Genomic DNA, 25,467 nt, shown 5'->3' with positions numbered 1-25,467 from the left:
GTGGCAGTCGGTGGGCTCTGAATGTGCTCAGGCTTGGATCTCCTCAGAAGATGTAATCGGTGGTCAGGAAACTCGAACTGCGTCCGCTGATGATTTCGCTGATGAGTTCCTTGTTGGTTTCCTGGAATTTGGTCGCCACCAGGGTCCGAATCGAAAACACCCGCAGCGCATCATGTACCGACAGCGTGCCTTCGGCGGAGTTCTTGCGACCGTTGAACGGGTAGGTGTCGGGACCGCGCTGGCACTGGGCGTTGAGGTTGATCCGCCCGACCTGGTTGGCGAAGGTGTCCACCAGCCGGCCGACCGCCACCGGGTTGGTGCCGAAGATACTCAACTGCTGGCCGAAGTCCGATTCCAGGACGTAGTCGATCACCGTGTCCAGATGCCGGTAAGGCACGATCGGCACCACCGGGCCGAACTGTTCTTCCTGATAGACACGCATCTGCGGCGTCACCGGGTACAACACGGCAGGGTAGAAGAACGAGGCGCGGGCTTCACCGCCGTTTGGGTTGACCACGGCGGCGCCTTTGCTCACCGCATCGGCCACCAGCGAGTGCAGGTAATCGACCTTGCTCGCCTCCGGCAACGGGGTCAGCGCCACACCGCTGTCCCACGGCATGCCGGGTTTGAGCGTGGCGAGTCTGGCGTTGAATTTTTCGATGAAGGCGTCGACCACATCTTCGTGGACGAAGAGGATTTTCAGCGCGGTGCAGCGCTGACCGTTGAAGGACAGGGAACCGGTCAGCGCTTCACTGACTGCGTTGTCCAGATCCACCTCGGGCAGGACGATGCCGGGGTTCTTTGCATCCAGACCCAGCGCCGCGCGCAAGCGGTGCGGTCTTGGGTGCAGTTTTTTCAGGTCGCTGGCGGCCTTGTTGGTGCCGATAAACGCAAAGATGTCGATCTTGCCGCTGGCCATCAGCGCGCTGACGGTCTCGCGGCCGCTGCCGTAGATCACGTTGATCACCCCGGCCGGGAAGCTGTCGCGGAAGGCTTCCAGCAACGGACGGATCAGCAGCACGCCGAGTTTGGCCGGTTTGAACACCACGGTGTTGCCCATGATCAGCGCCGGAATCAGCGTGGTGAAGGTCTCGTTCAACGGGTAGTTGTAAGGCCCCATGCACAACGCCACGCCCATGGGCACGCGCCGGATCTGGCCGAGGGTGTCCTGTTCCAGCTCGAAGCGACTGGAGCGGCGGTCGAGTTCCTTGAGGGCGTTGATGGTGTCGACGATGTAGTCGCAGGTGCGGTCGAACTCTTTTTCCGAGTCCTTGAGGTTTTTGCCGATCTCCCACATCAACAACTTGACCACCGCTTCACGCTGTTCGCGCATGCGGCCGAGGAAAGTTTCGACGTGCTGGATCCGCTCGGCCACGCGCATGGTCGGCCATAACCCCTGACCCCGGTCATAGGCGCGGACGGCGGCGTCGAGGGCGGTCAATGCAGTGTCGGCGTCGAGCAATGGCGTGCTGCCGAGGATGACTTGTTCGTCGCCGTTCGCACCGGCCAGGTACACCGGGCTGCGGACCTGGGCGAGAGGGCCTGGCCAGGTTTTCAGCTCACCGTCGACCAGGTATTCACGCTGCTCGATCTGGCCGTCGAGGCGGTATTTTTCCGGGATGTCGCCGGCAGAGGGAAAGAGGTTGCCAAGGATCTGTGCTGTGGTCATGTCGCTACCCCGTCTGGATTGGGTGATGCGGATAAGGTCTGTTATCGCTATGCACTGCGATCAGGTCAAGGCCTGATCACGACGCGGCTGTCGAAAGTAATGACGCCAGGCCGTAAAAGCAGTCGCGCAGTGGTTTGAAACCCTTTGCAGGCTGCGCGTTCGATCAGCCTGGCTGAAACGTTTTACCAGATCGCTGCACCGGTTGTCATGACCCACGGCATGCTGCCTGCCCTGATTGTTTAAAAGTCCCTGCGCCGTGCAGCGAGGCAGCAATCTTTTACCCCGAGAACACGCAGCGGCCAACGCTGCGGGTAAACTTCGCGCTCTTTCCAAAAGGAGTTCATATGAGTTACTACCAGCCGGGCATTCTCGCCACCCCAGTCCCACCTCAAGCCCGTCATATGTTCTTCGCACTGGAATCGGCCGCTGCACTCCCGGCCGCGCTCGACAACTTGATGCAACGGGTGGACGGCAAGTCGGTTGTGGTCGGTTTCGGCGAGTCCCTGGTCAAGGCGCTTCATGGCCAGATCGAGGGCCTGCGTCCCTTTCCGGCGCTGACCGGGGTCGGCGTCGACAACCCGTCGACCCAGCACGCGCTATGGTGCTGGTTGCACGGTGTCGACCGTGGCGAGTTGCTCAATCGCAGCAACGCCATCGAAGCGGCCCTGGCACCGGCCTTGCGCCTGGTGCAGATGAACGAAACCTTCCGCCACCTCACCGGGCATGACCTGACCGGTTACGAAGACGGCACTGAAAACCCCCACGACGAAGCCGCCGTGGCCGCCGCGCTGGTGGGTGAGGGCGCTGAAGGCCAGGTGGGTGGCAGCTTCGCCGCGATCCAGCAGTGGCAGCACGACCTGAAAGGCTTCAACGCAATGCCGTCCCATGAAAAGGACAACATCATGGGCCGCCGCCTGAGCGACAACGAAGAGCTCGACGACGCGCCGATCTCCGCCCACGTCAAACGCACTGCCCAGGAAAGCTTCGCCCCCGAGGCGTTCGTGGTGCGCCGTTCGATGCCGTGGATCGAAGGTGACCGCGCCGGCCTGATGTTCCTTGCCTTCGGTTTCTCCCTCGATGCGTTCGAAGCCCAATTGCGGCGCATGAGCGGTCTGGAAGACGGCATCACCGATGGTCTCTACCGCATGAGTCGGCCGATCACGGGTGGCTACTACTGGTGCCCGCCGCTCAAGGACGGTCATCTGGACCTGCGCGCATTGCGTATCGGCTGACCTGTAGGAGCCGGCTTGCTGGCGAAGGCGTTTTCATTGGCGGCGCAAGGTTCGAGGCCGCCTTCGCTGGCAAGCCAGCTCCTATATAACCTTATTCCCAAACAGTATTTCTCAAGCCTGTCATTAGAACTTTAAGATCATGTTATAACTCGTTATAACAAGTGATCTGCCATGACCGATAACGTTCTATCCCTGAGCAGTGTTCCGCTCCACACCCAACTGCGGGATGTACTGCGCGCCCGCATCCTCGACGGCGAATACCCGCAAGACAGCCAGATGCCGTCCGAAAGCGAGCTCGGCGCGCTGTTCAAGGTCAGCCGCATCACCGTGCGCCAGGCGCTGGGGGACCTGCAGAAAGAAGGCCTGATCTTCAAGATCCACGGCAAGGGCACCTTCGTCGCCAAACCGAAAACCTTTCAGAACGTCAGCACCTTGCAAGGCCTGGCCGAGTCCATGACCGGTCGCGGCTACGAGGTGATCAACCGTCTGCGCAGTTTCAAATTCATACCGGCCGATAAGCTCGTCGCCGAGCGTCTGCAGGTGGCCGAAGGCGAGATTGTGGCGCAGATCAAACGTGTGCGGCTGATCAATCGCGAGCCGATCTCGCTGGAGATCACCTACCTGCCCAAGGCGGTTGGCGAACGGCTGGAGAAGGCCGATCTGGTCACCCGCGACATTTTCCTGATCCTCGAGAACGACTGTGGCCTGGCCCTCGGTCACGCCGACCTGGCCATAGACGCCGTACTCGCCGACAGCGACCTGACCCAGGCGCTGAACGTCGAGGCCGGCTCGCCGATCATGCGCATCGAGCGTCTGACCCACGACGCCAGCGGCCAGCCCCTGGACTTCGAACACCTTTACTACCGCGGCGATGCCTTCCAGTACCGCCTGCGGATCGACCGGCAAAAAGGGGATCAGGCATGACCCACAGCGCTATCACCAGAAGCACGCTTGAGCAGGAATACGACATCGTCGTGATCGGCGGCGGCACCGCCGGGCCCATGGCGGCGATCAAGGCCAAGGAACGCAACCGCGAGCTGCGGGTGCTGCTGATCGACAAGGCCAACGTCAAGCGCAGTGGCGCCATCAGCATGGGCATGGACGGCCTGAACAACGCGATCATTCCCGGTCACTCGACGCCGGAGCAGTACACCAAGGAAATCACCATCGCCAACGACGGCATCGTCAATCAGGCGGCGGTCTATGCCTACGCGACCCACAGCTTTGAAACCATCGAGCAACTGGACCGCTGGGGCGTGAAATTCGAGAAGGACGAAACCGGCGACTACGCGGTGAAGAAGGTCCACCACATGGGCGCTTACGTGCTGCCGATGCCGGAAGGGCATGACATCAAGAAAGTCCTGTACCGCCAGTTGAAGCGGGCGCGGGTCAGCATCACCAATCGCCTCGTTTGCACGCGCTTGCTGACGGACGAAGAGGGCGCGGTCAACGGCGTGATGGGCTTCGATTGCCGCACCGCGGACTTCCACGTGATCAAGGCCAAAGCCGTGATTCTGTGCTGCGGCGCGGCCGGGCGCCTGGGGCTGCCTTCCTCGGGTTACCTGATGGGCACTTATGAAAACCCGACCAATGCCGGCGACGGTTACGCCATGGCCTATCACGCCGGCGCGGAACTGGCGAACCTCGAATGCTTCCAGATCAACCCGCTGATCAAGGACTACAACGGCCCGGCCTGCGCCTACGTCACCGGCCCATTGGGCGGTTACACCGCCAACAACAAGGGCGAACGCTTCATCGAGTGCGACTACTGGAGCGGGCAGATGATGTGGGAGTTCCACCAGGAGCTCGAAAGCGGCAACGGCCCGGTGTTCCTCAAGCTCGATCACCTGGCCGAGGAAACCATCCAGAACATCGAAGAGATCCTGCACAGCAATGAACGCCCGAGTCGTGGCCAGTTCCACGCCAACCGCGGCACTGACTACCGCACGCAGATGGTCGAGATGCACATCTCGGAGATCGGTTTTTGCAGCGGGCACTCGGCGTCGGGGGTGTGGGTCAACGAGAAGGCCGAGACGTCGGTCAAGGGGTTGTACTCGGCGGGCGACATGGCTGCGGTGCCGCACAACTACATGCTCGGTGCGTTCACCTATGGCTGGTTCGCCGGCACCAACGCGGCGGATTTTGTCGCCGGACGCGAGTTTTCAGCGGTCGATGCGCAGCAGATCGAAACGGAAAAGGCCCGGGTCTATGCGCCACTGGATCGTGAACACGGTCTGCCGCCCGCGCAAGTCGAGTACAAGCTGCGGCGTTTTGTGAACGACTACCTGCAGCCGCCGAAAGTCACCAAGAAGATGCAGATCGGCCTGCAACGCTTCAGCGATATCCAGCGCGATCTCGATCAGATCAAGGCCCACAACGCCCACGAGCTGATGCGCGCCATGGAAGTCAGCATGATCCGCGACTGTGCCGAAATGGCCGCCCGCGCTTCGCTGTTCCGCGCCGAGAGTCGCTGGGGGCTTTACCACTATCGGGTCGACCACCCGCAACGCAACGACAGCGACTGGTTCTGCCATTGCCACCTGAAGAAGGATGAAAACGGGCTGATGAGCAGTTTCAAGAAAGCCGTCGAGCCTTACATCATCCCGCTGGATGCCGAGGAAATGCAGGCCTACGACCGGCTGCGGGTCGGTGCCTTTGCTGCCTGAGCATCATCAAAAGAGAGACCGCGAAATGGCCTATCAACCCCAGGAAATCTTCTTTCGCTCCAACGCGCCGGTCACGGTCGATGAGGACCTGTGCATCGCCCATAAAGGCTGCACCGTGTGCGTCGACGTCTGCCCGATGGACCTGCTGGCGATCAACCCGGCCACGCAAAAGGCCTACATGGCCTTCGATGAATGCTGGTACTGCATGCCCTGTGAAAAGGACTGCCCGACCGGGGCCGTGAAAGTCGAAATACCCTATCTGTTGCGCTGAAACCGGGACCCTGTAGGCGCTGGCTTGTCGGATCGCCGCACCGCAGCGAAAGCGGTGTGTCAGTGACAGAGATGTTGAATGTGCTGGCGCCTTCGCGGGCAAGCCCGCTCCCACAGGGATCGAGGCCAACCGCAAAGCGTGCGTACGCCAAGCAACCCTGTGGGAGCGGGCTTGCCCGCGAAGAGGCCGGCCCAGTCAACCTGAAAGCCATCCGGTAACCCCCGGACGCTTGCTTCAAAACACCCCTCGTTTCCCACCGCGCCCTGATCGTGGCGGAGACGAATATCCTAAAAATGATTCGAGGGGATCTACCTATGTTATTGCGTGCAGCGTTTGCCGGTCTGGTACTGGCCTCATTCACCTTGTCGGCCTCGGCCGAAACCATCCGCATTGCCATCGGCACCCAGGACACCACGATCAACTGCGCCGCCGGCGGTCTGTTGATTCGCGAGTTGGGCCTGCTGGACAAATACCTGCCCCACGACGGCCCCTACAAGGATGCCAAATACGAGGTGCAGTGGAAGAACTTCACCAGCGGCGCGCCCCTGACCAACGAGATGGTTGCCGGCAAACTCGACTTCGGGGCCATGGCCGATTTCCCCGGTTCGTTCAACGGCGTGGCGTTCGAAACCGCGGGCAAGCACAGCCTGTTCATCAGTGTGCTGTCGGGCAGTATCAAGGGCAGCGGCAATGGCATCGTGGTGCCGAGCGCATCTGACGTGCAGTCGTTGGCCGGGCTCAAGGGCAAGACCATTTCCGTGCCGTTTGCCTCCACCGCCCATGGCATGTTGCTGCGCGCCGTGGCCGCCCAGGGCTGGGATCCACTGAAAGATGTGAATATCATCGCCCAGCCGCCGGAGGTCGCAGGCTCGGCGTTGCAGGCCGGGAAGATCGACGCCCACGCCGACTTCGTACCCTTCGCCGAACTGTTCCCGAGCCGAGGTTTTGCTCGCAAGATCTATGACGGTTCCCAGGCGAATGCCCCGACTTTCCATGGTGCATTGGTCGATCAGGCGTACGCGAAAAAGTACCCGGAAATTGTCGTCGCCTACCTTCGCGCCAGTCTCGAAGCCAACCAGTTACTGACGGCCGATCCCGAGAAATACAGCGAGTTGATCGCCAAGGTCACCGGGGTCGATGCCGAGGTCAATTACCTGTTCTACGGTCCGCTCGGGGTGCAGACCCGCGACCTGAGCTGGAAGCCGGAATACCGTCAGGCCGTCGGCACCGCCATCGACACCCTGAAGCTGCTGAAGAAGGCTGACCGCGGTCTCGACCTGAATACCTTCATCGACGATCAATACATCCGCGCCGCCTTCAAGGCCTCGAACCTGGATTACAACGCACAGCTTGCCAATTACCAGCCGACGCCGCTGGCAGCGGTGGATGCACTGAGCGGCAAGGCCATCACCGACTTCAGCCATGTGGCCGGGATCTGGGTGCGCGGCGAGGCGAAAGTCCGTCAATACGCCTCGGTGGAGTCGGCGTTCAGCGCGCTGGCGAGCCTGAAGCTGGAAGGCAAGAACATCCGCGCGGTGTATGCCCAGGCGAGTGACAGCGGGATCAAGTTGCTGGCGGATCAGGCGTGGTTTGCCAGTGATGCAAAAGGGCGCCTGAGCGCGTTCCTGCTGAAGGGCCAGGCCCAGCAATTCGCCACGGCCCAGGGCGGCAAGGTGTTCAACTTCACCGATGCCACCACCCAGGCCGTTGCCGTGCGCTGACCCCGCGGCCGCCCTCTGTAGGAGCCGGCTTGCTGGCGAAGGCGGTCTGGCATTCAACATTGATGCTGGCTGGTCCGACGCTTTCGCCAGCAAGCCGGCTCCTGCAAAGGAACGACGTCGTATGAAAATATCGAGTTCACCCACGATAACTGTGGGAGCGAGCTTGCTCGCGATGAGGGAGTGTCAATCGACATCATTGTTGCCTGACCCACCGCTATCGCGAGCAAGCTCGCTCCCACAGGGTCCACGGTTGAGAGGAATAATTGTGTACCGATCATATGCACGCTGGATCCCCCGAGCAGCCTCGCTGCTGCTCTGCCTCCTGTTCTGGCAATTCGCCGCCAGTGGCCACTGGAACCTCGGCCTGGTCACCTTCGCCAACGTTCCGACGCCGCTCGCGGTGATCGAAGCCGCCCTCGGTCTCGGCGATTCCGGCAAGCTGCTCCAGCACCTGAGCAGCAGCCTCGGCCGGGTGTTTGCCGGTTACCTCGCGGCGCTGATCATCGGCGTCGCCCTCGGTCTGGCCATCGGTCGCTCGACATGGGCTGAAGACGTGTTGCTGCCTCCCCTGGAAGTCCTGCGCCCGATTCCGGCGGTGGCCTGGATTCCGCTGGCGATCCTGATGTTCCCGTCGTCAGAGCTGTCGATGGTGTTCATCACCTTCACCGGCGCGCTGTTCCCGATCCTGCTCAACACCGTGCACGGCGTCGAAGGCGTCGACCCACGGCTGATCGCCTCGGCGAAAAGCCTCGGGGCAGGGCGGCGGGCGATTCTGCTGGAAGTGATCCTGCCGGGCGCCGCACCGAGCATCATCACCGGCCTCGCCATTGGGATGGGCACTTCCTGGTTCTGCCTGGTGACCGCGGAAATGATCTCCGGCCAGTACGGCATCGGCTATTACACCTGGGAGTCCTACACCATCCAGAACTACGCCGACATCGTGGTCGGCATGTTGCTGATCGGCGTACTCGGGATGGGCAGCAGCCTGCTGATCAAACGGCTGGGCGGGTTGTTCACGCCCTGGCACCGACCACGAGGAAAAGCCTGATGAGCGTGATGCAAACCCCTGAAGGACGGATCGACATCCGCCAATTGTCCATTGTCCTCGGCGAAGACAAACACGCCTTCGAAGCCGTGCAAGGCCTAGACTGCCAGATCGAGCCGGGTCAATTCGTGTGCATTCTCGGGCCGTCCGGTTGCGGCAAATCGACCTTGCTCGGCGCATTGGCCGGACATCTGCAAACCTATACCGGCACCCTGAACGTCGACGGCGCGCAAGTCTCGGGCCCATCGCCCCAGCGCGGCATGGTCTTCCAGCATCACACGCTGTTCCCCTGGCGCACGGTGCGCGACAACGTCGCCTTCGGCCTGAAAATGCGTGGCATCGGCAAAGCCGAACGGCACCGGGCCGCCGACGAAATCCTCGCGTTGGTCGGCCTCGCAGGTTTTGCCGAGCGCTGGCCCGATCAGCTGTCCGGCGGCATGCAGCAGCGGGTGGAAATCGCCCGGGTGCTGATCAATCGCCCACGGCTGTTGCTGATGGACGAGCCTTTTGGCGCCCTCGATGCCCTGACCCGGTTGAACATGCAGGAACTGCTGCTGGATATCTGGACGCGCATCCGCACCACCGTGGTGTTCGTCACCCATGACATCGACGAAGCGCTGTTCCTCGCCGATCGTCTGCTGGTGATGAGTTCGCGCCCGGGCCGGATCATCGAAGACCTGCACCTCGATTTCCCCCGGCCTCGCACCACTGAGCTGGTGACAAGCTACGCGTTCTCCCGCTTGAAGCGTCATTGCCTCGAGTTGCTGCGTCACGAAGACGGTCGGCAGCTGCCGCGCCTGAACCCTCTCGGACTTCCCCCTGAAAATAAACTGCCGCGGTTTGCCCTATGACCTCTCTATTCGATGTAACCGATAACGACGACATTCTTGCCCTGCAACCGCGCCTGACCGATGAAGACCCCGGAGTGCGGCGGATTGCCCTGATCGAACTGGCGGATCTCGAGGAACCGGATGGCCTGCTGTGGCTGGTCGACCGGCTGACGCAAGACCCGACCGCAGAGGTTCGCGCCGAAGCGGCCCGGTTACTGGAAGCCTGGGAGGAAGTGCCCGTGGTCGAAGCACTGTGCCGGGCCTTGACCGATCCCTCCCAGGCGGTGCAGGCCGCTGCCGCGCAAAGCCTCAGCCTGCTCAAGAGCGAAGCGGCGGGTCGGGTGATTCTGCCGTGGACCGGGCATGCCGACATCAGCGTGCGCGTCGCCGCGTTCAGGGCCTTGCGCGAGTTGCGCTTTGCCGATGCCGCGCAAGCTGCTGCGGTCGCGCTGAATGATGAAGACGCCAGCGTTCGCCGCGAAGCCGTCGGCGTCCTCGGCTGGCTCAAGCAGCTCGATGCCTTGCCGGCGCTGGCCCGATTGGCCAGTGACGATCCGGACACCGAAGTCCGCCGCGCCGCCACCGGTGCCTTGGGCCTGGCGTGCGACGCACAGGTGCTGCCGGCCCTGCGCCAGGCCCTGCAGGATCAGGCCTGGCAAGTGCGCGAAGAGGCTGCCACCACCCTGGGCAAGGTCGGGCATGCCGACGCCGGGCCGGTCCTGGTCGAAGCCCTGGGCGACGATTACTGGCAAGTGCGCCTGCGCGCCACCCGCAGCCTCGGCCGCTTGCGATACGTACCGGCCCTCGACGCACTGATTGAAACCCTCGGCCACCGCATCAGCAACCTGCGCAAGGAAGCCGCGCTGGCGCTTGGGGAGTTGAACGATAAAGGCGCCATCGCGCCCTTGCAGGCGGCACAGGACGACGGTGATCCGGAAGTACGCAAAGCCGTGCGCATCGCGTTGAGTCAACTGCAATGAACCCGGTTGCGATTGGCAATTGCCGGAGCAAACAGCAATTGCGCCTGAACTGGCCGAATGGTCGTGAGCAATTGCTCGACCACGCCGAGTTGCGCCGACAATGCCCGTGCTCGCAATGTCGGGCGTTTCGATTGCAAGGGCTGATCGTGAAAGTAGATGAGCGCATCCGTGTCGTCGAACTCAATGCCCAGGGCTACGGCCTGCAACTGATCTTCAGCGATGGTCATGAGCGCGGGATCTACCCATGGCCCTACCTGGAAAACCTCACTCCCGAAACCACCTGAAATCCCCTGTGGGAGCGAGCTTGCTCGCGATGGGGTCATAACAGTCAACATCAATGTTGAATGTCAGTCCGCTATCGCGAGCAAGCTCGCTCCCACATTTGACCGGTGTTTTGCGCGAGTTTCGTGATCGACCCTCCCGCCAGCGGATTGACGGTGCTTGCCAGGAAAACGCCGAAAGAGTACAAATGTACTCCATGACGACTCTGACTCCCCGCCGTACCGCCATCCTGACCTTTATCCGCGATCGAATCGCCGAGCACGGTCAATCCCCGAGCCTCGCTGAAATCAGCGAGGCGTTCGGTTTCGCCTCCCGCAGCGTGGCGCGCAAGCATGTGCTGGCGCTGACCGAAGCCGGTTTCATCGAGGTCAATGCGCATCAGGCCCGGGGCATTCGTTTGCTCGGGCAACCGGCGCGGCCCGAGCTGCTGGACATTCCGGTGCTCGGTCGGGTGGCGGCGGGGGCGCCGATCGGGGCCGATGCCGAGGTGCACAGCCGCTTGCTGCTCGACCCGTCGATGTTCTCCCGGGTGCCGGATTACATGCTGCGGGTCCGGGGCGACTCGATGATCGAGGACGGTATTCTCGACGGTGACCTGGTGGGGGTGCATCGCAATCCGGAGGCCGTCAACGGCCAGATCGTGGTGGCTCGACTGGACGGGGAGGTCACCATCAAGCGTTTCGAGCGGGTCGGCGATGCCGTGCGCCTGTTGCCGCGCAACCCGGCGTATCAGCCGATCATCGTTCGCGCGGATCAGGACCTGGCCATCGAAGGGGTGTTCTGCGGCCTGGTGAGGCAAGGGTGATGGGCGCCGTCGTTGCGTTGGATACGCTGTTCAATGGCGGCCAGGTCTGGCGGGGCCGGCCTGCGCCACCGGTCGCCAGCCCGCAACCCACCGGGCATGCCGCGCTGGATGCGGTCTTGCCCACGGGCGGCTGGCCGGAAGCGGCATTGACCGAAATCCTCTTGGCCGGGCAGGGCGTCGGCGAGTTGCAACTGGTGTGGCCGGCGCTGGCGCGGTTGTCGGCGGCGGGTGAACGCATCGTGCTGGTGGCGCCACCCTACGTGCCGTATCCCCAGGCGTGGCAGAACGCCGGGGTCGATCTGCGCCAGTTGTCGATCATCCGGGCCAGCGAGCGCGATGCGCTGTGGGCGGCGGAACAATGCTTGCGTTCGGGCAGTTGCGGCGCGGTGTTGTGCTGGCCGCACAAGGCCGATGACCGCGCCTTGCGCCGCTTGCAGGTGGCGGCGGAAACCGGCTCGACCCTGGCATTCGCCTACCGCTCGATCCATGAAGCCATCAACCCTTCGCCCGCCGCCTTGCGCATTGCCATCGATGCCAGGCCTGCGCAGTTGCGGATGCTCAAGTGCCGGGGCGGATTGGCACGGTCGGCGCCGATTGCCTTCCCTGTGGGACATTGAGGTTGCCATGCGCTGGGTGTGCATTCTCTTCCCGCAATTGGCGCTGGACGCGGTCCTGCGTCAGCGCGCCGATCCCGACGAACCGCTGGCGCTGCTGACCGGTCCGGCCCAGCGTCGGGTGTTGCAGGCGGTCAACGCTTCGGCACGGGCGCTGGGCTTGCGTCCGGGTCAGTCGATGACGGCTGCGCAGGCCCTGAGCAAGGGCTTTGTCACGGCTGAATACGACGCTGCCGAGATCGAGCACTGGCAGCAGTTTCTCGCCGCCTGGGCCTATCGGTTCAGCTCCCAGGTCAGCGTGCATTACCCGCGGGCGGTGGTGTTTGAAATCGAATCCAGCCTGGGGTTGTTCGGGCCCTGGCCGCACTTCGAAGCACGCTTGCGCGCCGAACTGGGCGAGCTGGGGTTTCGCCACCGCATCGTTGCCGCGCCCAACCCGGTGGCGGCGCGGGTATTGGCCAATGCCTATGACGGTCTGGTGGTGCCCGACGATCAAGCCTTGCAGTATTACCTGGGGCAGTTGCCCATTGACCGCATCGGGTTGGAGGCGGGTGTCGCCACAGCGTTGTCGCGCATGGGCTTGCGCACCCTGAGTCAGGTGCAGGCGTTGCCCCGGCAGAGCCTGGCCCGGCGTTTCGAGGCCCAGGTGCTCAAGCACCTGGATGCCTTGCTGGGCGCCCGTCGGCTGGCGCTGGCGTTCTACTTGCCGCCGGACCGGTTCGATGTGCGCATCGAGCTCAATTTCGATGTGCAGTCCCATCAGGCGCTGCTGTTTCCGTTACGCCGCCTGACTGGTGATCTTGCTGCTTTCCTCTGCGGCCGGGACAGCGGCGTGCAGCGCTTTGACCTGCACCTGGAACATGCCGGGTTGCCGGACAGCGTGATCAAGGTCGGCCTGCTCAGCGCCGAGCGGGATCCGGCGATGCTCTTCGAACTGGCCCGGGGGCGGCTGGAACAGGTCCGGGTCGAGGCCCCGGTGCGCGGTTTTCGTCTGCGCGCCGAAGACTTGCCAGCCTTCGTTCCCCAGTACCAGGCACTGTTCGACGACCGGCCGCAGCAGTCCTTGCCCTGGGAGCAACTGCGCGAACGCCTGCGCGCGCGGCTCGGGGATGACGCGGTGCAGGGCTTGCGGTTCCAGGCCGATCACCGGCCGGAGTGTGCGTGGCAGGCCAGTGTCGACAGTCAGCCCTGTGCGGGGTTGTCGGGCGTGCAACGACCGGGTTGGCTGCTGACCGAACCCTTGGCGGTCCACGAACGCTCGACACGCATCCTCATGGGGCCGGAACGCATCGAGTCCGGTTGGTGGGACGGCGCCGATGTGCGCCGCGATTACTACCTGATCGAAACCCGTTCCGGCCAGCAGGGCTGGGCCTATCGGGCGGTGGGTGAGAGCGGCCCGTTGTGGCTGCAGGGCTGGTTCGCATGACGATCGATTATGCCGAGCTGCACTGCCTGTCGAACTTCAGTTTCCAGCGCGGAGCGTCCAGTGCTCTTGAGCTCTTTCAACGGGCGAAAAAACAGGGCTATCAAGCCTTGGCGATTACCGATGAATGTACGTTGGCCGGTATCGTTCGCGCCTGGCAAGCGGCCAGATCCGTGGAACTGCCGCTGATTATCGGCAGCGAGATCCGCATCGACAACGGTCCGAAACTGGTGCTGCTGGTGGAAAGTCTCGAGGGTTACCAGACCCTGTGCCGACTGATTACCCGGGCCCGACGCCGCACGCAAAAAGGCCAGTATCAGGTGCTGCGCGAAGACTTCAGCGAACCGATGCCGGGACTGTTGGTGTTGTGGGTACCGGACGCGGTCGATGATGTTGAAACCGGTCGCTGGCTGCAGCAGACCTTTGCCGAACGGCTGTGGCTGGCGGTCCAGTTGCATCGCGGCCAGGACGATAGCCGACGGTTGAACGAGCTGCTGGGGCTGGCAAGGGCGCTGCGCATCCCGGCGGTGGCCTGCGGCGATGTGCACATGCATGCACGCGGGCGGCGCGCCTTGCAGGACACCATGACCGCGATCCGTCATCACCTGCCGGTGGCCGAGGCCGGGTTGCGCCTGCACCCCAATGGCGAGCGCCATCTGCGCAGCCTCCAGGCCTTGGGCGATCTGTATCCGCAAGCATTGCTCGACGAAACGCTGAACATCGCCCGGCGCTGCACGTTCGACCTCGGCCAGTTGCGTTATCAGTACCCTCGGGAGCTGGTGCCCGAGGGGCACACGGCCACCTCCTGGCTGCGGGTGTTGACTGAACAGGGCATTGCGTGGCGCTGGCCACAAGGCCCGCAAGCCAAGGTGTTGCGGCAGATCGACAAGGAACTGGAGCTGATCGCCGAGCTGGGTTACGAAAGCTATTTCCTCACGGTTCACGACATTGTGCGTTACGCCCGCGAGCAACGGATTCTTTGTCAGGGCCGTGGTTCGGCCGCCAACTCGGCGGTGTGCTTTGCCCTGGGGATCACGGAAATCGATCCGGATCGCACCACGCTGTTGTTCGAGCGCTTTCTCTCCAAGGAACGTAACGAACCGCCGGACATCGACGTCGATTTCGAACACGAGCGGCGTGAAGAAGTCCTGCAGTACGTGTTTCGGCGTTATGGCCGAACCCGTGCGGCGCTGACCGCGGTGGTCAGTACCTATCACTCGGCCGGCGCGGTACGCGACGTGGCCAAGGCCTTGGGGTTGCCACCGGACCAGGTCAATGCCCTGGCCGATTGCTGCGGCCACTGGAACGACGAAACACCTCCCGTGGAGCGCCTGCGCGAAGGCGGTTTCGACCCCGACAGCCCGGTGTTGCGCCGGGTGCTGAGTCTGACCGGGCAGTTGATCGGCTTCCCCCGGCACCTGTCCCAGCACCCCGGCGGTTTCGTGATTTCCGAGCAGCCTCTGGACAGCCTGGTGCCGGTGGAAAACGCCGCCATGGCCGATCGCACCATCATCCAGTGGGACAAGGACGACCTGGACGCGGTCGGACTGCTCAAGGTCGATATTCTGGCCCTGGGCATGCTCAGCGCGATTCGCCGCTGTTTTGACCTGCTGCGTCGGCACCGCAACCTTGACCTGAGCCTGGCGACGATCCCGGCCGAGGATCCGCAAACCTACGACATGATCGGCCATGCGGACACCATCGGCGTGTTCCAGATCGAGTCCCGGGCGCAGATGTCGATGCTGCCCAGGCTCAAACCCAGGACGTTTTACGACCTGGTGATCGAGGTCGCGATCGTGCGGCCGGGGCCGATTCAGGGCGGCATGGTTCACCCTTACCTGCGGCGGCGAAACAAGGAAGAGCCCGAGACCTATCCCTCCCCGGAACTGGAGGCCGTGCTCAAACGCACCCTGGGTGTGCCACTGTTCCAGGAACAGGTGATGCAGATCGCCATCGTGGCCGCCGACTACAGCCCCGGCGAAGCCGATCAATTGCGCCGCTCCATGGCCGCCTGGAAGCGCCACGGCGGGTTGGAGCCGCACAAGGATCGCCTCGCCGCCGGGATGAAGAAAAATGGCTATACGCCCGAGTTCGCCGCGCTGATCTTCGAACAGATCAAAGGCTTTGGCAGCTACGGTTTCCCCGAGTCCCATGCCGCCAGTTTTGCCTTGTTGACCTACGCCAGTTGCTGGTTGAAATGCCACGAGCCGGCGGCCTTCGCCTGTGCGCTGATCAACAGTTGGCCCATGGGTTTCTACAGCCCGGACCAGATTCTGCAGGACGCGCGCCGGCACCACTTGCAGATTCGGCCGGTGGACGTGCGGGCCAGCGACTGGGATTGCAGTCTGGAACCGATCAGCGGTGCGCAGCCGGCGATTCGCATGGGCTTGCGGATGATCAAGGGGTTTCGCGAGGACGATGCCCGGCGGATCGAAGCGGCACGTGCCAAGGGGGTGTTCATCGACATTGCCGACCTCGGTGAACGGGCGCGACTCGATGCCCGCGCCCAGGAGCAACTGGCCGATGCCGGGGCCCTGCGCGGGCTGGCCGGTGACCGGCATCGGGCCCGTTGGGAAGTGGCGGGGGTGCAGAAACAGCTCGGTTTGTTTGCCGGGCTGCCGAGCCAGGAGGAAGACGCGGTGTCATTGCCCAAACCCACCGTGGGCGAGGACCTGCTGGCCGATTACACCAGTGTCGGCACCACCCTCGGGCCGCATCCGCTGGCCCTGCTGCGAGGTGAATTGAAAGCCCGGCGTTGCCGCAGTTCCAGGGAGTTGCTGGAGGTCGAACATGGGCGACCGGTCAGCGTCGCCGGGCTGGTGACCGGCCGGCAACGCCCGGGCACCGCCAGTGGCGTGACCTTCGTCACCCTGGAAGACGAGTTCGGCAACGTCAACGTGGTGGTCTGGCGCGATCTGGCCGACCGGCAGCGACAGGTGCTGGTCGGCTCGCAGTTGCTCAAGGTCGACGGGCGCTGGGAAAAGGAAGGCGAGGTGCGTCACCTGATTGCCGGACGCTTGAGTGACCTGAGCCCGTTGCTGGACGGCATCAGCGTGCGCAGCCGGGATTTCCGCTGAGCCTGATCTGATCGTTGATCGTTGATCGTTTCGCTCCGGGTGGGAACGATCAAAATCCTTGTGGGAGCGGCGGTGCGGCGTCCCGACTTGCCCGCGAAGGCGGAGTGCCAGTCACCGCAGATACTAGCTGTACCGGCCTCTTCGCGGGCAAGCCCGCTCCCACAGGTTTTGTGCAAACGTTGGTTATTTTATTTTCGGCCAGAACCGCTGCCCACCCCCCGGCGCATCCGTCCACGCTTGCAGCGACCGGGTCGGCAAATCGAAATAATCCCGGGTGCGCGCATACCCATGGCCACCCATCCGGCCAATCGCATCGAGCCCCAGTTGATCGATGTACAGGGTTTTCGGGTCGATCAGTTCGTCCCGCACATGGGCCATCAGCACTTCGCCAAAGATGATCTCCCGCGACTGGCCGATGGACAGCGCCATCATCCTGCGGCATTCCAGCGCCACGGGCGCTTCGCCGATCCTCGGGCATTTGACGGTCGTGCCGGCAATAGCGGTGAGGCCCGCGGCCGTCAGTTCGTCGAAGCCCGGGGCGAAGGGCACGGCGCAGATGTTCATGGCTTCCACCAGGGCATCGCTGACGATGTTCACGGTGAATTCCTGGTTGAGCTGGATGTTGCGGGTGGTGTCCTTGGGGCTCTGGTCGCCGTAGTTTTCCACGCCCAGTGCGAGGATCGGCGGGTCGGCGGAGAGGGCATTGAAGAAACTGAACGGCGCGGCGTTGATCCGGCCTTCGCCGTCGATGGTGGTGACCAGGGCAATCGGCCGTGGCACCACGCTGCCGATCAGGATCTTGTATTTGTCCCGCGCACTCAATGTGCTGAAGTCGAAGCTTTGCATGGGCAGAAATCTCTAGAGAAGTGGATCGATCGTGCTCAATGGCACCTGTGCGCTGTAGTCGTCGGCGAACGGGATGGCCGGTTGGAACAGGCCTCTCCAGTCGGGTTGGCCAACAGCCCGGTCACTGTGACTGCGCATCAGTTTTTCGAATTGGCGTTGCGCCTGGCGTTGCAGGGCAGGGTAGTCGACCCCTTGAACCTGGCCGTCCTGCATGACGCAGCGGCCGTCGATGTAGCTGGCAATGCAGTCGTCACCGCGCCCGGCCAGCACCAGGTTTTTCAGCGGATCGAACAGTGGCCCCAGGTGCGGGCCGCGCAGGCTGAACACCGTGATGTCGGCCTTGGCGCCCGGTGCCAGACGACCGAGATCGTCGCGGCCCAAGGCCCTGGCGCCGCCGAGGGTGGCGGCGTTGTACAGGTCCAGCGTGCTGGTCAGCGAGTTGCCGCCCTCCAGCAAGCGAGCGATGTTCAGGCCCTGGCGCATGTTCTCCAGCAAGTCCGCCGGCCAGGTGTCGGTGCCCAGGGCGAAATTGATGCCCTTGGCCCGATAGCGCCCGAAGGAATTCAGCGCCTCGCCATCCCGGGCAAATACCACCGGGCAATGCACCAGGCTGGCGCCGCCGTCCACGATGCGTTGCAGGTCGTCATCGCCGCGCGTGTAGAGGCCGTGGGGCAGCAGGCTGCGTGGGGTCAGCAGGTCCAGTTGCTCCAGCCACGCCAGGGGCGAGACGCCGCGAAGTTGCTCGACCAGCGCCACCTCGCCAAGTCCCTGGCAGCAGTGCAGACGCATCGGCGCATTCAGTTCCCTGCTCAGCGCGGCAGTGCGTTGCAGCAGCGCCGGGGTGCAGGTCTGGATGCGATCCGGCAGCAGTGCGCCGCGAATCAGACCGCCCTGTGCGCCGTCGAAGTCATGGAAAAACCGCGCGGCGGCCGCCAGTCCGGCCATCCCCCGAGCCTCGTCCCAGTGATGCCCGAGACTGCCATCGGCGCGCCAGTAACTCATGCCGCTCATGTAGCAGGGGCCGAGGTAAGTGCGCAGCCCAAGCTCACCGGCGATACCGGCCACCGCGGCAAATTCGTCGTAGGTCTCGGCCCACTCGCGGTAGTACATCGAGGTGATCGGCATGGCCGTGGTGATGCCGTTGCGGATCAGCTGCGTGAAGGCGTAGCGGTACTTGAAAACTTCTTCATCCGGGTTGTAACTCTCTCGCGGGCCGGCCGCCAGATAGTCCTCGGACCACATCCGGCCCATGTCCCGCTCATCGCCGTTGTCGAGTGTCAGCACCGTGGAATCCAGATCCCCGAGCGCATCCAGATCGATGAAGCCCGGCCCGATCAAGGCATTGCCATAATCGATCCACTGATCCACCGGCCCCGGATAATCACGCCCGACAAACAGGATGCGCGAGCCTTCGAACACCACTTCGCCGTCGCGCCACAGCACATGTTGCTGGCCATCGAAGCCGACGACACAGCTCGATTTCAAGCCGATGCGCTTCACAGACGACTGTCCAATAAAGTCCCACCGGCGGCAATCAGCCTGCCTGCCCGATACACCTGGCGCACCGGTCGCGAGACCACGGCCTCACCCAGGGTCTGCACCGGCATCAGCAGGAAGTCCGCCGGCTGGCCGATTTCCAGCCCATAACCGTCACAGCCCAATGCCCGAGCGCCATTGACCGTCGCCGCCTCGAACGCCGCCGCCAGTTCCTCGTCCTTGCTCAAGTCGAAACGAAACGCCAGCAACATCGCCCGTTCCAGCATGTCGCCGTTGCCCATGGGCGACCAGGCGTCGCGAATGCCATCCGAACCCAGGCAGACGTTGACCCCGGTCTCGCGCAGGGCGAGGAACGGTGGCACCGCGCAGTCGGCGGGTGCCGAACTCATCAATGAAATACTCAGCGCCGCCAGACGCTCGGCCACGGGTTTGACCTGACTCCACGGCAACATCCCGAGGCAGTAAGCATGACTGATCATCACCCGACCCTGACGCGCGAACCGTTCGGTGTAGTCGGCGATCAGCGCGATCTGCCACAGGCCCAGTTCACCTTTGTCATGCAGGTGTATGTCGACGCCGCGATCGAACTCGCTGGCCAGTTTGAAGACGAAGTCGAGTTGGGCGATCGGGTCGTTGTCGATGCCGCAGGGATCGAGGCCACCGACGTTCTCCACGCCCAGGGCCATGGCTTCGCGCATCAGCTCGGCAGTGCCGGGGCGGCTGATCAGGCCGGTTTGCGGGAACACCACCAGTTGCAGGTCGATCAGGTCGCGGTAGGTTTCGCGCAGTTGCTGCATGGCGTCGACATGGCGCAGGCCGAAGTCGGGGTCGATATCGACGTGACAGCGCAGGGTCAGTGAACCGCGGGCGATGCAGTTTTCCAGCAGAGCGCCGGCCCGTTGGGCAATCGGGGCGTCGATTTCCCGCAGTACCCGGCGTTCGTTGGCGATGTAGTCCTTGAGGGTCGGGCCGGCGCTGTTGGGGCGCCAGGGCTGGCCCCAGAGGGTTTTATCGAGGTGGACGTGGCTTTCCACCAGGGCCGGGGTGAGGAGTTGGTGTTGGCCGTCGATGTCGGTGGCGGTCAGCGGTGCGCTGGTGGCCGGGCGCCGAGCTTTGAACAGGCCGTTTTCCAGAAGCAGGTCTTCGGCGGGGGCGCCGTAGGGGCGCACGTTGCGCAGCCAGCGGGGTTGGGTCATTTCATACCTCAAGTTTTATGTTGTTCAGGCGGGCCTCATCGCGGGCAAGCCCGCTCCCACAGGGTTCTGGGTTGGCACAGCATGTTTGTTCCAGCACAAAACCCTGTGGGAGCGGGCTTGCCCGCGATGGCCGCGACTCGGTTTCAAGCCAGGCCGTTAACCCACCCACCGGGTTCTGGGTTGGCACAGCATGTTTGTTCCAGCACAAAACCCTGTGGGAGCGGGCTTGCCCGCGATGGCCGCGACTCGGTTTCAAGCCAGGCCGTTAACCCACCCACCGGGTTCTGGGTTGGCACACCATGTTTGTTCCAACACAAAACCCTGTGGGAGCGGGCTTGCCCGCGATGGCCGCGACTCGGTTTCAAGCCTGGCACTTAACCACCCACCGGGTTCTGGGTTGGCACACCATGTTTGTACCAACACAAAACCTGTGGGAGCGAGCTTGCTCGCGATGGCCGCGACTCGGTTTCAAGCCAGGCCGTTAACCCACCCACCGGGTTCTGGGTTGGCACACCATCTTTGTTCCAACACAAAACCTGTGGGAGCGAGCTTGCTCGCGATGGCCGCGACTCGGTTTCAAGCCGGGCACTTAACCCTTGAGCTTGGCCCAAATGCGGTCCTGCAGCTCCCGCGCCTTGTTGCTGCACTCTTTCTCCGGGCGCAGGCGCGAGGCGAATTCATCCGGCATGTTGATGGCGTCCATCACCCGCCATTTGGCGTCGATCAAGGTGTCGCTCTGGATGCCATTGGCGTAGGCGATGGCGTTGGAGACGGCGGCGGCGTTTTCCGGTTTCATCATCCAGTCGATGAAGACTTTCGCGTTACCAGGGTGCGGCGCGCTTTTCGGCACTGCAAAGTTGTCCTGGAACATCGCCAGGCCTTCACGGGGATACACGTACTTGATCGTGCTCTTCTGCAACGTGGCCCGAGCGGTTGAGCCGTTCCAGTTCTGCATCATGATCACTTCACCGGAAGCCATGCGGTCGACGGTGTTGTCGGAGCTGTACATCTTCAGGAAGGGTTTCTGTTTTTGCAGCAGTTCCAGGATGCGCTTGGCGTCCTGTGGGTTTTCGCTGCATTCATCGACGTTCAGGTAATGGCTGGCGGCGTTGATCACGCTGCTCGAGGTGTCGAGGGCGGCGAGTTGTCCCTGCAGTTCCTTGCGCGGTTCGAAAAACTCTTTCCACGAGTCGTCCAACTGGCCACCGGGCACTCGCGCGCTGTCATAGGAAAACCCGGTGGTGCCCCACAGGTACGGCGCCGAGAATTTGCGGCCGGGGTCGAAGCTCGGGTTGCGGAATGCCGGTTTGACGTACTGGAAGTTGGGCAGGCTCGAGGCGTCGAATGCCAGCAGCAAGTCCTGCTTGATCAGGGTTTGCATGATCGACTGTGACGGCACGATCACGTCATACGCCGCGCCGCCGGCCTGCAACTTGGCCAGCAGGGTTTCGTTGCTGTCGTAGCCATCCATGGTGACCTTGATTCCGGTTTCCTTTTCGAACTTGGCCAGCAGGTCGACCGGGTAGTAATCGGTCCAGTTGTAGAAAAACAGTTCCTTGGGCTCGGCGGCCTGTGCGCTGAACACGCTGAGGCAACTGAGGGCCAGACCGGCGATGCCGTAACGCATGCTATTGAGCATCATGCTTTTGCTTTTCATAGAGAACGCTCCAGAAGGGGAAGGGCTCATGGGTGTTTGCCGCGCTGTCCCAGCCAGAAGGCCAGCACCACCAGCACGATGGAAATCAGCAGCATCAGGGTCGAGATCGCGTTGATCTCCGGGGTCACACCGGCCTTGATCGCCGAGAAGATGTACACCGGCAAGGTCGTGGAACCCGGGCCGGCAACGAAGAACGTCATGATGAAATCATCGAGACTGACCACGAACGCCAGCACCGAACCCGACAACACCGCCGGCCACAGCAGCGGCAAGGTCACCCGGCGAAACACCTGCCAGGGGTTGGCGTACAGATCGTTCGCCGCCTCCAGCAGGCTCTTGTCCAGGTCGTTGAGCCGCGCACGGATGGGCAGGTAGGCGAAGGGAATGCAGAAGCCGATGTGCGCGACGATCACTGTCAGCAAACCCAGCTTGATCCCCAGCGCCATGAACAGCAGCAGGGTCGCCACGGCGGTGACGATCTCCGGCAGGATCAGCGGCAGGTTGATCCCGCCCTCGACCATTTTCTGTCCATAGAACGGCCGGTAGGTCGCCAGCGCCGCCAGCAAGGCAATGGCCGTGGCGCAGACCGTGGCGATGCTGGCGACGATGATCGAGTTCAGCGCCGCCGTCTGGATCGACGGGTTCGCCAGAATCCGCCCGTACCAGGCGAACGAGAACTCGGTCCACACCGTTGCCGAGCGGTTGGCGTTGAAGCTGTAAGCAATCAACACCAGGATCGGCAAGTACAGATAGGCCAGGATCAACAGGCTGACTTCCCGGGTCAGGGGCAGTTTTTTCAGGTGCAGGGCGATCATGCGGTGGCTCCCCGGCGAAGTGTTTTGGCGGCGCGGCGGCTATAGAGGGCGTACAGCACCAGCGACAGCAGCAGAATCCCCAGCAGCAGGAACGACAGCGAACTGCCCAGCGGCCAGTTGCGTGCGGTGCCGAATTGCTGTTGGATCAGGTTGCCGATCATCAGTGTCTTGCCGCCGCCGAGAATCGCCGGAGTGATGAAGGCGCCAAGACTCGGCACGAACACCAGCAGCGCGCCGGCAATCACCCCAGGCATCGACAGCGGCAGGATGATCCGCTTCAGTGCGTGCCAGCGATTGGCACCCAGGTCGTAGGCGGCTTCCACCAGGCGCCAGTCGAGTTTTTCCAGGGTCGAGTAGATCGGCAGGATCATGAACGGCAGGAAGCTGTAGACCAACCCGACGCTGACCGCGAAGTCGTTGTAGAGCAGGGTGATGCCACCGGCTTGAGGGAACAGCGCGTTCAGGCTCTGGGCGACCCAGCCATGCTCGCGCAGGATGATCAGCCAGGCGTAGTTGCGGATCAGCAGGTTGGTCCAGAATGGAATGGTGATCAGTAACACCATGAGGTTGCGCCGCCGCGGGGTCAGGCTCGACATCCACAGGGCCACCGGGAAACCGAACAGGAAACACAACAGCGTGGTGCCGCCGGCCTGGAACACCGAGCGCAACAGCGCCTGGGCATACACCCAGTTCAGTTCCAGTTCTCCGTCGAAACCTTCCTGGAAAAACAGTTGCACGTAGCTGTGCAATTGCCAGTCGGCCTGCCAGTCGACACCGCCATAGACGTTGCGCGGCAGCAGGCTGATGTAGCCCATGATGCCGAGCGGAATGGCGATCAGCGCCAGCAAAGTCAGTACCACCGGGCTGAGCAACAGCGCGCGGTTGAGTGCGGGAGAAGTGCTGCTGACGCTCATCTCAGGCCTCCATCAACAGGCAGGCGTGGGGCGGCAGGTTGACCGCGACGCGATCACCGACCACCCGGCCGCGGTTCAGGCCTTCGTTGTTCTCGCGCAGCATGACCTTGATGTCGTTGTTCAAGCGGCACTGATACAGGGTGGCGGTGCCGACATACAGCACCGCCTCGATCACCCCGCGCAGGTGGTGCGGTTGCGCCGGGTCGACCAGTTGCGAACGTTCCGGACGGAACGCCAGTTGCACCCTGGCGCCGTCGAAGCCTGGGGCCGGGCAGGGGATTTCCACCGGCATGCCGCTGGGCACGAACAGGTTTTCATTCTGCTGGCCGCGCTTGAGATGGCCGGGAAGGAAATTGATGTCGCCGATGAACTGGGCGACGAACTGATGTTGCGGGCGTTCATAGATATCGTTGGGGGTGCCGATCTGCAGGATCTTGCCGGCAGACATCACGGCAATGCGATCGGACAGGGTCAGGGCTTCTTCCTGATCGTGGGTGACGAAAATGAAGGTGATCCCGGCTTCCTTCTGCACGCGCTTGAGTTCGACCTGCATTTCCTTGCGCAGCTTGAGGTCGAGGGCCGACAGCGGTTCGTCGAGCAGCAACACCCTGGGTTTTGGCGCCAGGGCCCGGGCCAGCGCCACGCGTTGCTGTTGACCACCGGACAGCTCGGCCGGTTTGCGCCGGGCCAGGTGTTGCATTTGCACCAGGGCCAGCATCTCATCGACACGTTGCGCAATCTGCTCGCGATCAAGACCCTTCATCTCGAGGCCGAAGGCGATATTCTGCGCGACACTCATGTGCGGAAATAGCGCGTAGCTCTGGAACACCGTGTTGACCCGGCGCTTGAACGGCGGCAGGTCGTTGACCGGTTCGCCGGCGAGGCGGATCTCTCCCTCGCTGACATGCTCGAAACCGGCGATCGTGCGCAGCAGGGTAGTCTTGCCACAGCCGGAAGGGCCGAGCAGGGTGAAGAACTCGTTGTCGGCGATGTCCACCGACACGTTGTCGAGGGCGGGAGCCAGCCCTGGATCGTCGGAATACCGCTTGGAGACGTTACGCACTTCAATCGCTACTGGATGACCCATAATGGCGCATTCCTCTAATTATTGTATGCAATATTTGGATGCAATCTACAAATAACCGGATTAATCTGTTCATGCAACCCCCTTTTTCAATGGCTGCTCATCGCCAGGGGCCGGTTGTCTAGCGCAAAAGGAGGGTTCAGATGACCGAGAAAAAACTGGAGACCACGGTCGACCGCGTCTACCAAGGGGTTTACGAGGCGATCAGCAAGCGTTCGTTGCGTCCGGGGATGAAGCTGGGCGAGGCGTCGCTGGCCGAACTTTTCAATGTCAGCCGGACGTCGGTTCGTGCCGCGCTCAAGCAACTGGAGGCCGATGGGCTGGTCACCACCGAGCCCAACAAGGGCGCCTCGGTGTCATTGCCGAGTGACGAGGAGATCCGTTCGTTGTTCGAAACCCGGCGCCTGATCGAGATCGGCATCGTCAGCGAACTGTGCCGTCGGCGCGACACCGCAGTGGCCCGGGACCTGCGCGATCATTTGTTGCTCGAGGATGAAGCGCACCAGAGCGGCGATCATGATCGGCTGATTCATCTGCTCGGCGAGTTCCACATCAAGCTCGCGCAAAGCCTGAACAACCCGGTGCTGCTGGACTGGTTCCGCAAACTGATTTCCCGTGCCTCGCTCTACGCTGCCGCGCTGGATGACGACAGCCACCAGGCCTGCCGCGATGACGAACACCTGCGCCTGATCGAGTACATCGAGGCCGGCAACCAGAGTGCGGCCATCGAATTGACCTGCCTGCATTTGAACGGCATCGAGAAGGCGATTCTCGACGTCGCCGCCACCTTGAAAACCGGCTACCACCCGCTCAAGCATTTGATCGAGGTATGACCCTGTGGCG

Annotated in this window: 22 protein-coding genes; 14 read left to right on the top strand and 8 right to left on the bottom strand. The window is 62.9% G+C overall.

All coding sequences use genetic code 11. The features are described from left to right. Positions 1 to 43: 43 nt before the first annotated feature. On the bottom strand, positions 44 to 1,669 hold the full coding sequence (locus ACA062_RS18620) for an NADP-dependent glyceraldehyde-3-phosphate dehydrogenase (protein WP_497452416.1): 1,626 nt from the start codon (positions 1,667 to 1,669) through the stop codon (positions 44 to 46). Between the two features lie 344 nt (positions 1,670 to 2,013). On the opposite strand from ACA062_RS18620, the gene ACA062_RS18615 reads away from it, so the two are divergent. The 13 genes from ACA062_RS18615 to ACA062_RS18555 all read left to right on the top strand — a co-directional run bounded on the left by ACA062_RS18615 (position 2,014) and on the right by ACA062_RS18555 (position 16,615). Then, the gene (locus ACA062_RS18615) at positions 2,014 to 2,901 is read left to right on the top strand and encodes a Dyp-type peroxidase (RefSeq protein ID WP_497452415.1); all 888 of its coding nucleotides are present in this window, start codon (positions 2,014 to 2,016) and stop codon (positions 2,899 to 2,901) included. Between the two features lie 171 nt (positions 2,902 to 3,072). After that, a complete protein-coding gene (locus tag ACA062_RS18610; protein ID WP_497452414.1) occupies positions 3,073 to 3,825 on the top strand; it encodes a GntR family transcriptional regulator in 753 nt (250 codons plus the stop codon). Next, positions 3,822 to 5,567, top strand: coding sequence for a fumarate reductase/succinate dehydrogenase flavoprotein subunit (locus ACA062_RS18605; protein WP_497452413.1), 1,746 nt, complete (start codon positions 3,822 to 3,824; stop codon positions 5,565 to 5,567). Before ACA062_RS18610 ends, ACA062_RS18605 begins: the two co-directional genes overlap by 4 nt. A gap of 25 nt (positions 5,568 to 5,592) precedes the next feature. Further along, the gene (locus tag ACA062_RS18600; RefSeq protein ID WP_007946457.1) at positions 5,593 to 5,838 is read left to right on the top strand and encodes a 4Fe-4S dicluster domain-containing protein; all 246 of its coding nucleotides are present in this window, start codon (positions 5,593 to 5,595) and stop codon (positions 5,836 to 5,838) included. 314 nt (positions 5,839 to 6,152) lie between these two features. Then, positions 6,153 to 7,559, top strand: a complete 1,407-nt coding sequence (locus ACA062_RS18595; protein WP_497452412.1) for an ABC transporter substrate-binding protein — start codon at positions 6,153 to 6,155, stop codon at positions 7,557 to 7,559. 265 nt (positions 7,560 to 7,824) lie between these two features. Beyond that, on the top strand, positions 7,825 to 8,607 hold the full coding sequence (locus tag ACA062_RS18590) for an ABC transporter permease (RefSeq protein ID WP_497452411.1): 783 nt from the start codon (positions 7,825 to 7,827) through the stop codon (positions 8,605 to 8,607). Further along, entirely contained in the window at positions 8,607 to 9,455 is an 849-nt protein-coding gene (locus ACA062_RS18585) for an ABC transporter ATP-binding protein (protein WP_497452410.1), read from the top strand. Before ACA062_RS18590 ends, ACA062_RS18585 begins: the two co-directional genes overlap by 1 nt. Next, positions 9,452 to 10,414: a HEAT repeat domain-containing protein gene (locus tag ACA062_RS18580; protein ID WP_497452409.1), complete on the top strand. Its 963-nt coding sequence runs from the start codon at positions 9,452 to 9,454 to the stop codon at positions 10,412 to 10,414. The genes ACA062_RS18585 and ACA062_RS18580 overlap by 4 nt, the downstream gene beginning before the upstream one ends. Beyond that, a complete protein-coding gene (locus ACA062_RS18575) occupies positions 10,411 to 10,698 on the top strand; it encodes a DUF971 domain-containing protein (RefSeq protein ID WP_497452408.1) in 288 nt (95 codons plus the stop codon). The genes ACA062_RS18580 and ACA062_RS18575 overlap by 4 nt, the downstream gene beginning before the upstream one ends. Before the next feature lie 185 nt (positions 10,699 to 10,883). Continuing rightward, complete coding sequence (lexA, locus tag ACA062_RS18570) at positions 10,884 to 11,501, top strand: transcriptional repressor LexA (RefSeq protein ID WP_497452407.1); 618 nt, start codon at positions 10,884 to 10,886, stop codon at positions 11,499 to 11,501. After that, positions 11,501 to 12,118, top strand: coding sequence for a translesion DNA synthesis-associated protein ImuA (gene imuA, locus ACA062_RS18565; protein WP_497452406.1), 618 nt, complete (start codon positions 11,501 to 11,503; stop codon positions 12,116 to 12,118). The genes lexA and imuA overlap by 1 nt, the downstream gene beginning before the upstream one ends. 7 nt (positions 12,119 to 12,125) lie before the next feature. Next, on the top strand, positions 12,126 to 13,541 hold the full coding sequence (locus ACA062_RS18560) for a Y-family DNA polymerase (protein ID WP_497452405.1): 1,416 nt from the start codon (positions 12,126 to 12,128) through the stop codon (positions 13,539 to 13,541). Beyond that, positions 13,517 to 16,615, top strand: coding sequence for an error-prone DNA polymerase (locus ACA062_RS18555; RefSeq protein WP_497452404.1), 3,099 nt, complete (start codon positions 13,517 to 13,519; stop codon positions 16,613 to 16,615). Before ACA062_RS18560 ends, ACA062_RS18555 begins: the two co-directional genes overlap by 25 nt. A 183-nt stretch (positions 16,616 to 16,798) precedes the next feature. Here the strand turns inward: ACA062_RS18555 and ACA062_RS18550 are convergent, their stop codons facing one another. The 7 genes from ACA062_RS18550 to ACA062_RS18520 form a co-directional block, all read right to left on the bottom strand. Further along, positions 16,799 to 17,461 carry a flavin reductase family protein gene (locus ACA062_RS18550; protein WP_497452403.1) on the bottom strand — a complete coding sequence of 221 codons (663 nt, stop codon included), beginning with the start codon at positions 17,459 to 17,461 and terminating at the stop codon, positions 16,799 to 16,801. Between the two features lie 12 nt (positions 17,462 to 17,473). Beyond that, positions 17,474 to 18,961, bottom strand: coding sequence for an amidohydrolase family protein (locus ACA062_RS18545; protein WP_497452402.1), 1,488 nt, complete (start codon positions 18,959 to 18,961; stop codon positions 17,474 to 17,476). Next, complete coding sequence (locus ACA062_RS18540) at positions 18,958 to 20,154, bottom strand: amidohydrolase family protein (RefSeq protein WP_497452401.1); 1,197 nt, start codon at positions 20,152 to 20,154, stop codon at positions 18,958 to 18,960. The genes ACA062_RS18545 and ACA062_RS18540 overlap by 4 nt, the downstream gene beginning before the upstream one ends. A 589-nt stretch (positions 20,155 to 20,743) precedes the next feature. Beyond that, positions 20,744 to 21,796 (bottom strand): extracellular solute-binding protein, encoded by a 1,053-nt coding sequence (locus ACA062_RS18535; protein WP_497457453.1) that lies wholly within the window; start codon positions 21,794 to 21,796, stop codon positions 20,744 to 20,746. Between the two features lie 41 nt (positions 21,797 to 21,837). After that, complete coding sequence (locus ACA062_RS18530) at positions 21,838 to 22,626, bottom strand: ABC transporter permease (protein ID WP_497452400.1); 789 nt, start codon at positions 22,624 to 22,626, stop codon at positions 21,838 to 21,840. Next, positions 22,623 to 23,540: an ABC transporter permease gene (locus ACA062_RS18525; protein ID WP_497452399.1), complete on the bottom strand. Its 918-nt coding sequence runs from the start codon at positions 23,538 to 23,540 to the stop codon at positions 22,623 to 22,625. Before ACA062_RS18525 ends, ACA062_RS18530 begins: the two co-directional genes overlap by 4 nt. Position 23,541: 1 nt before the next feature. Beyond that, positions 23,542 to 24,627 carry an ABC transporter ATP-binding protein gene (locus ACA062_RS18520; RefSeq protein WP_497452398.1) on the bottom strand — a complete coding sequence of 362 codons (1,086 nt, stop codon included), beginning with the start codon at positions 24,625 to 24,627 and terminating at the stop codon, positions 23,542 to 23,544. 140 nt (positions 24,628 to 24,767) lie between these two features. On the opposite strand from ACA062_RS18520, the gene ACA062_RS18515 reads away from it, so the two are divergent. Beyond that, on the top strand, positions 24,768 to 25,457 hold the full coding sequence (locus ACA062_RS18515) for a GntR family transcriptional regulator (RefSeq protein WP_497452397.1): 690 nt from the start codon (positions 24,768 to 24,770) through the stop codon (positions 25,455 to 25,457). The last annotated feature ends 10 nt before the right edge of the window (positions 25,458 to 25,467 follow it).

The sequence above is a fragment of the Pseudomonas sp. LBUM1679 genome (assembly GCF_059695565.1).
The sequence above is the reverse complement of the archived record's forward strand: the minus strand, read 5'-3'. Positions and strand labels throughout refer to the sequence as shown.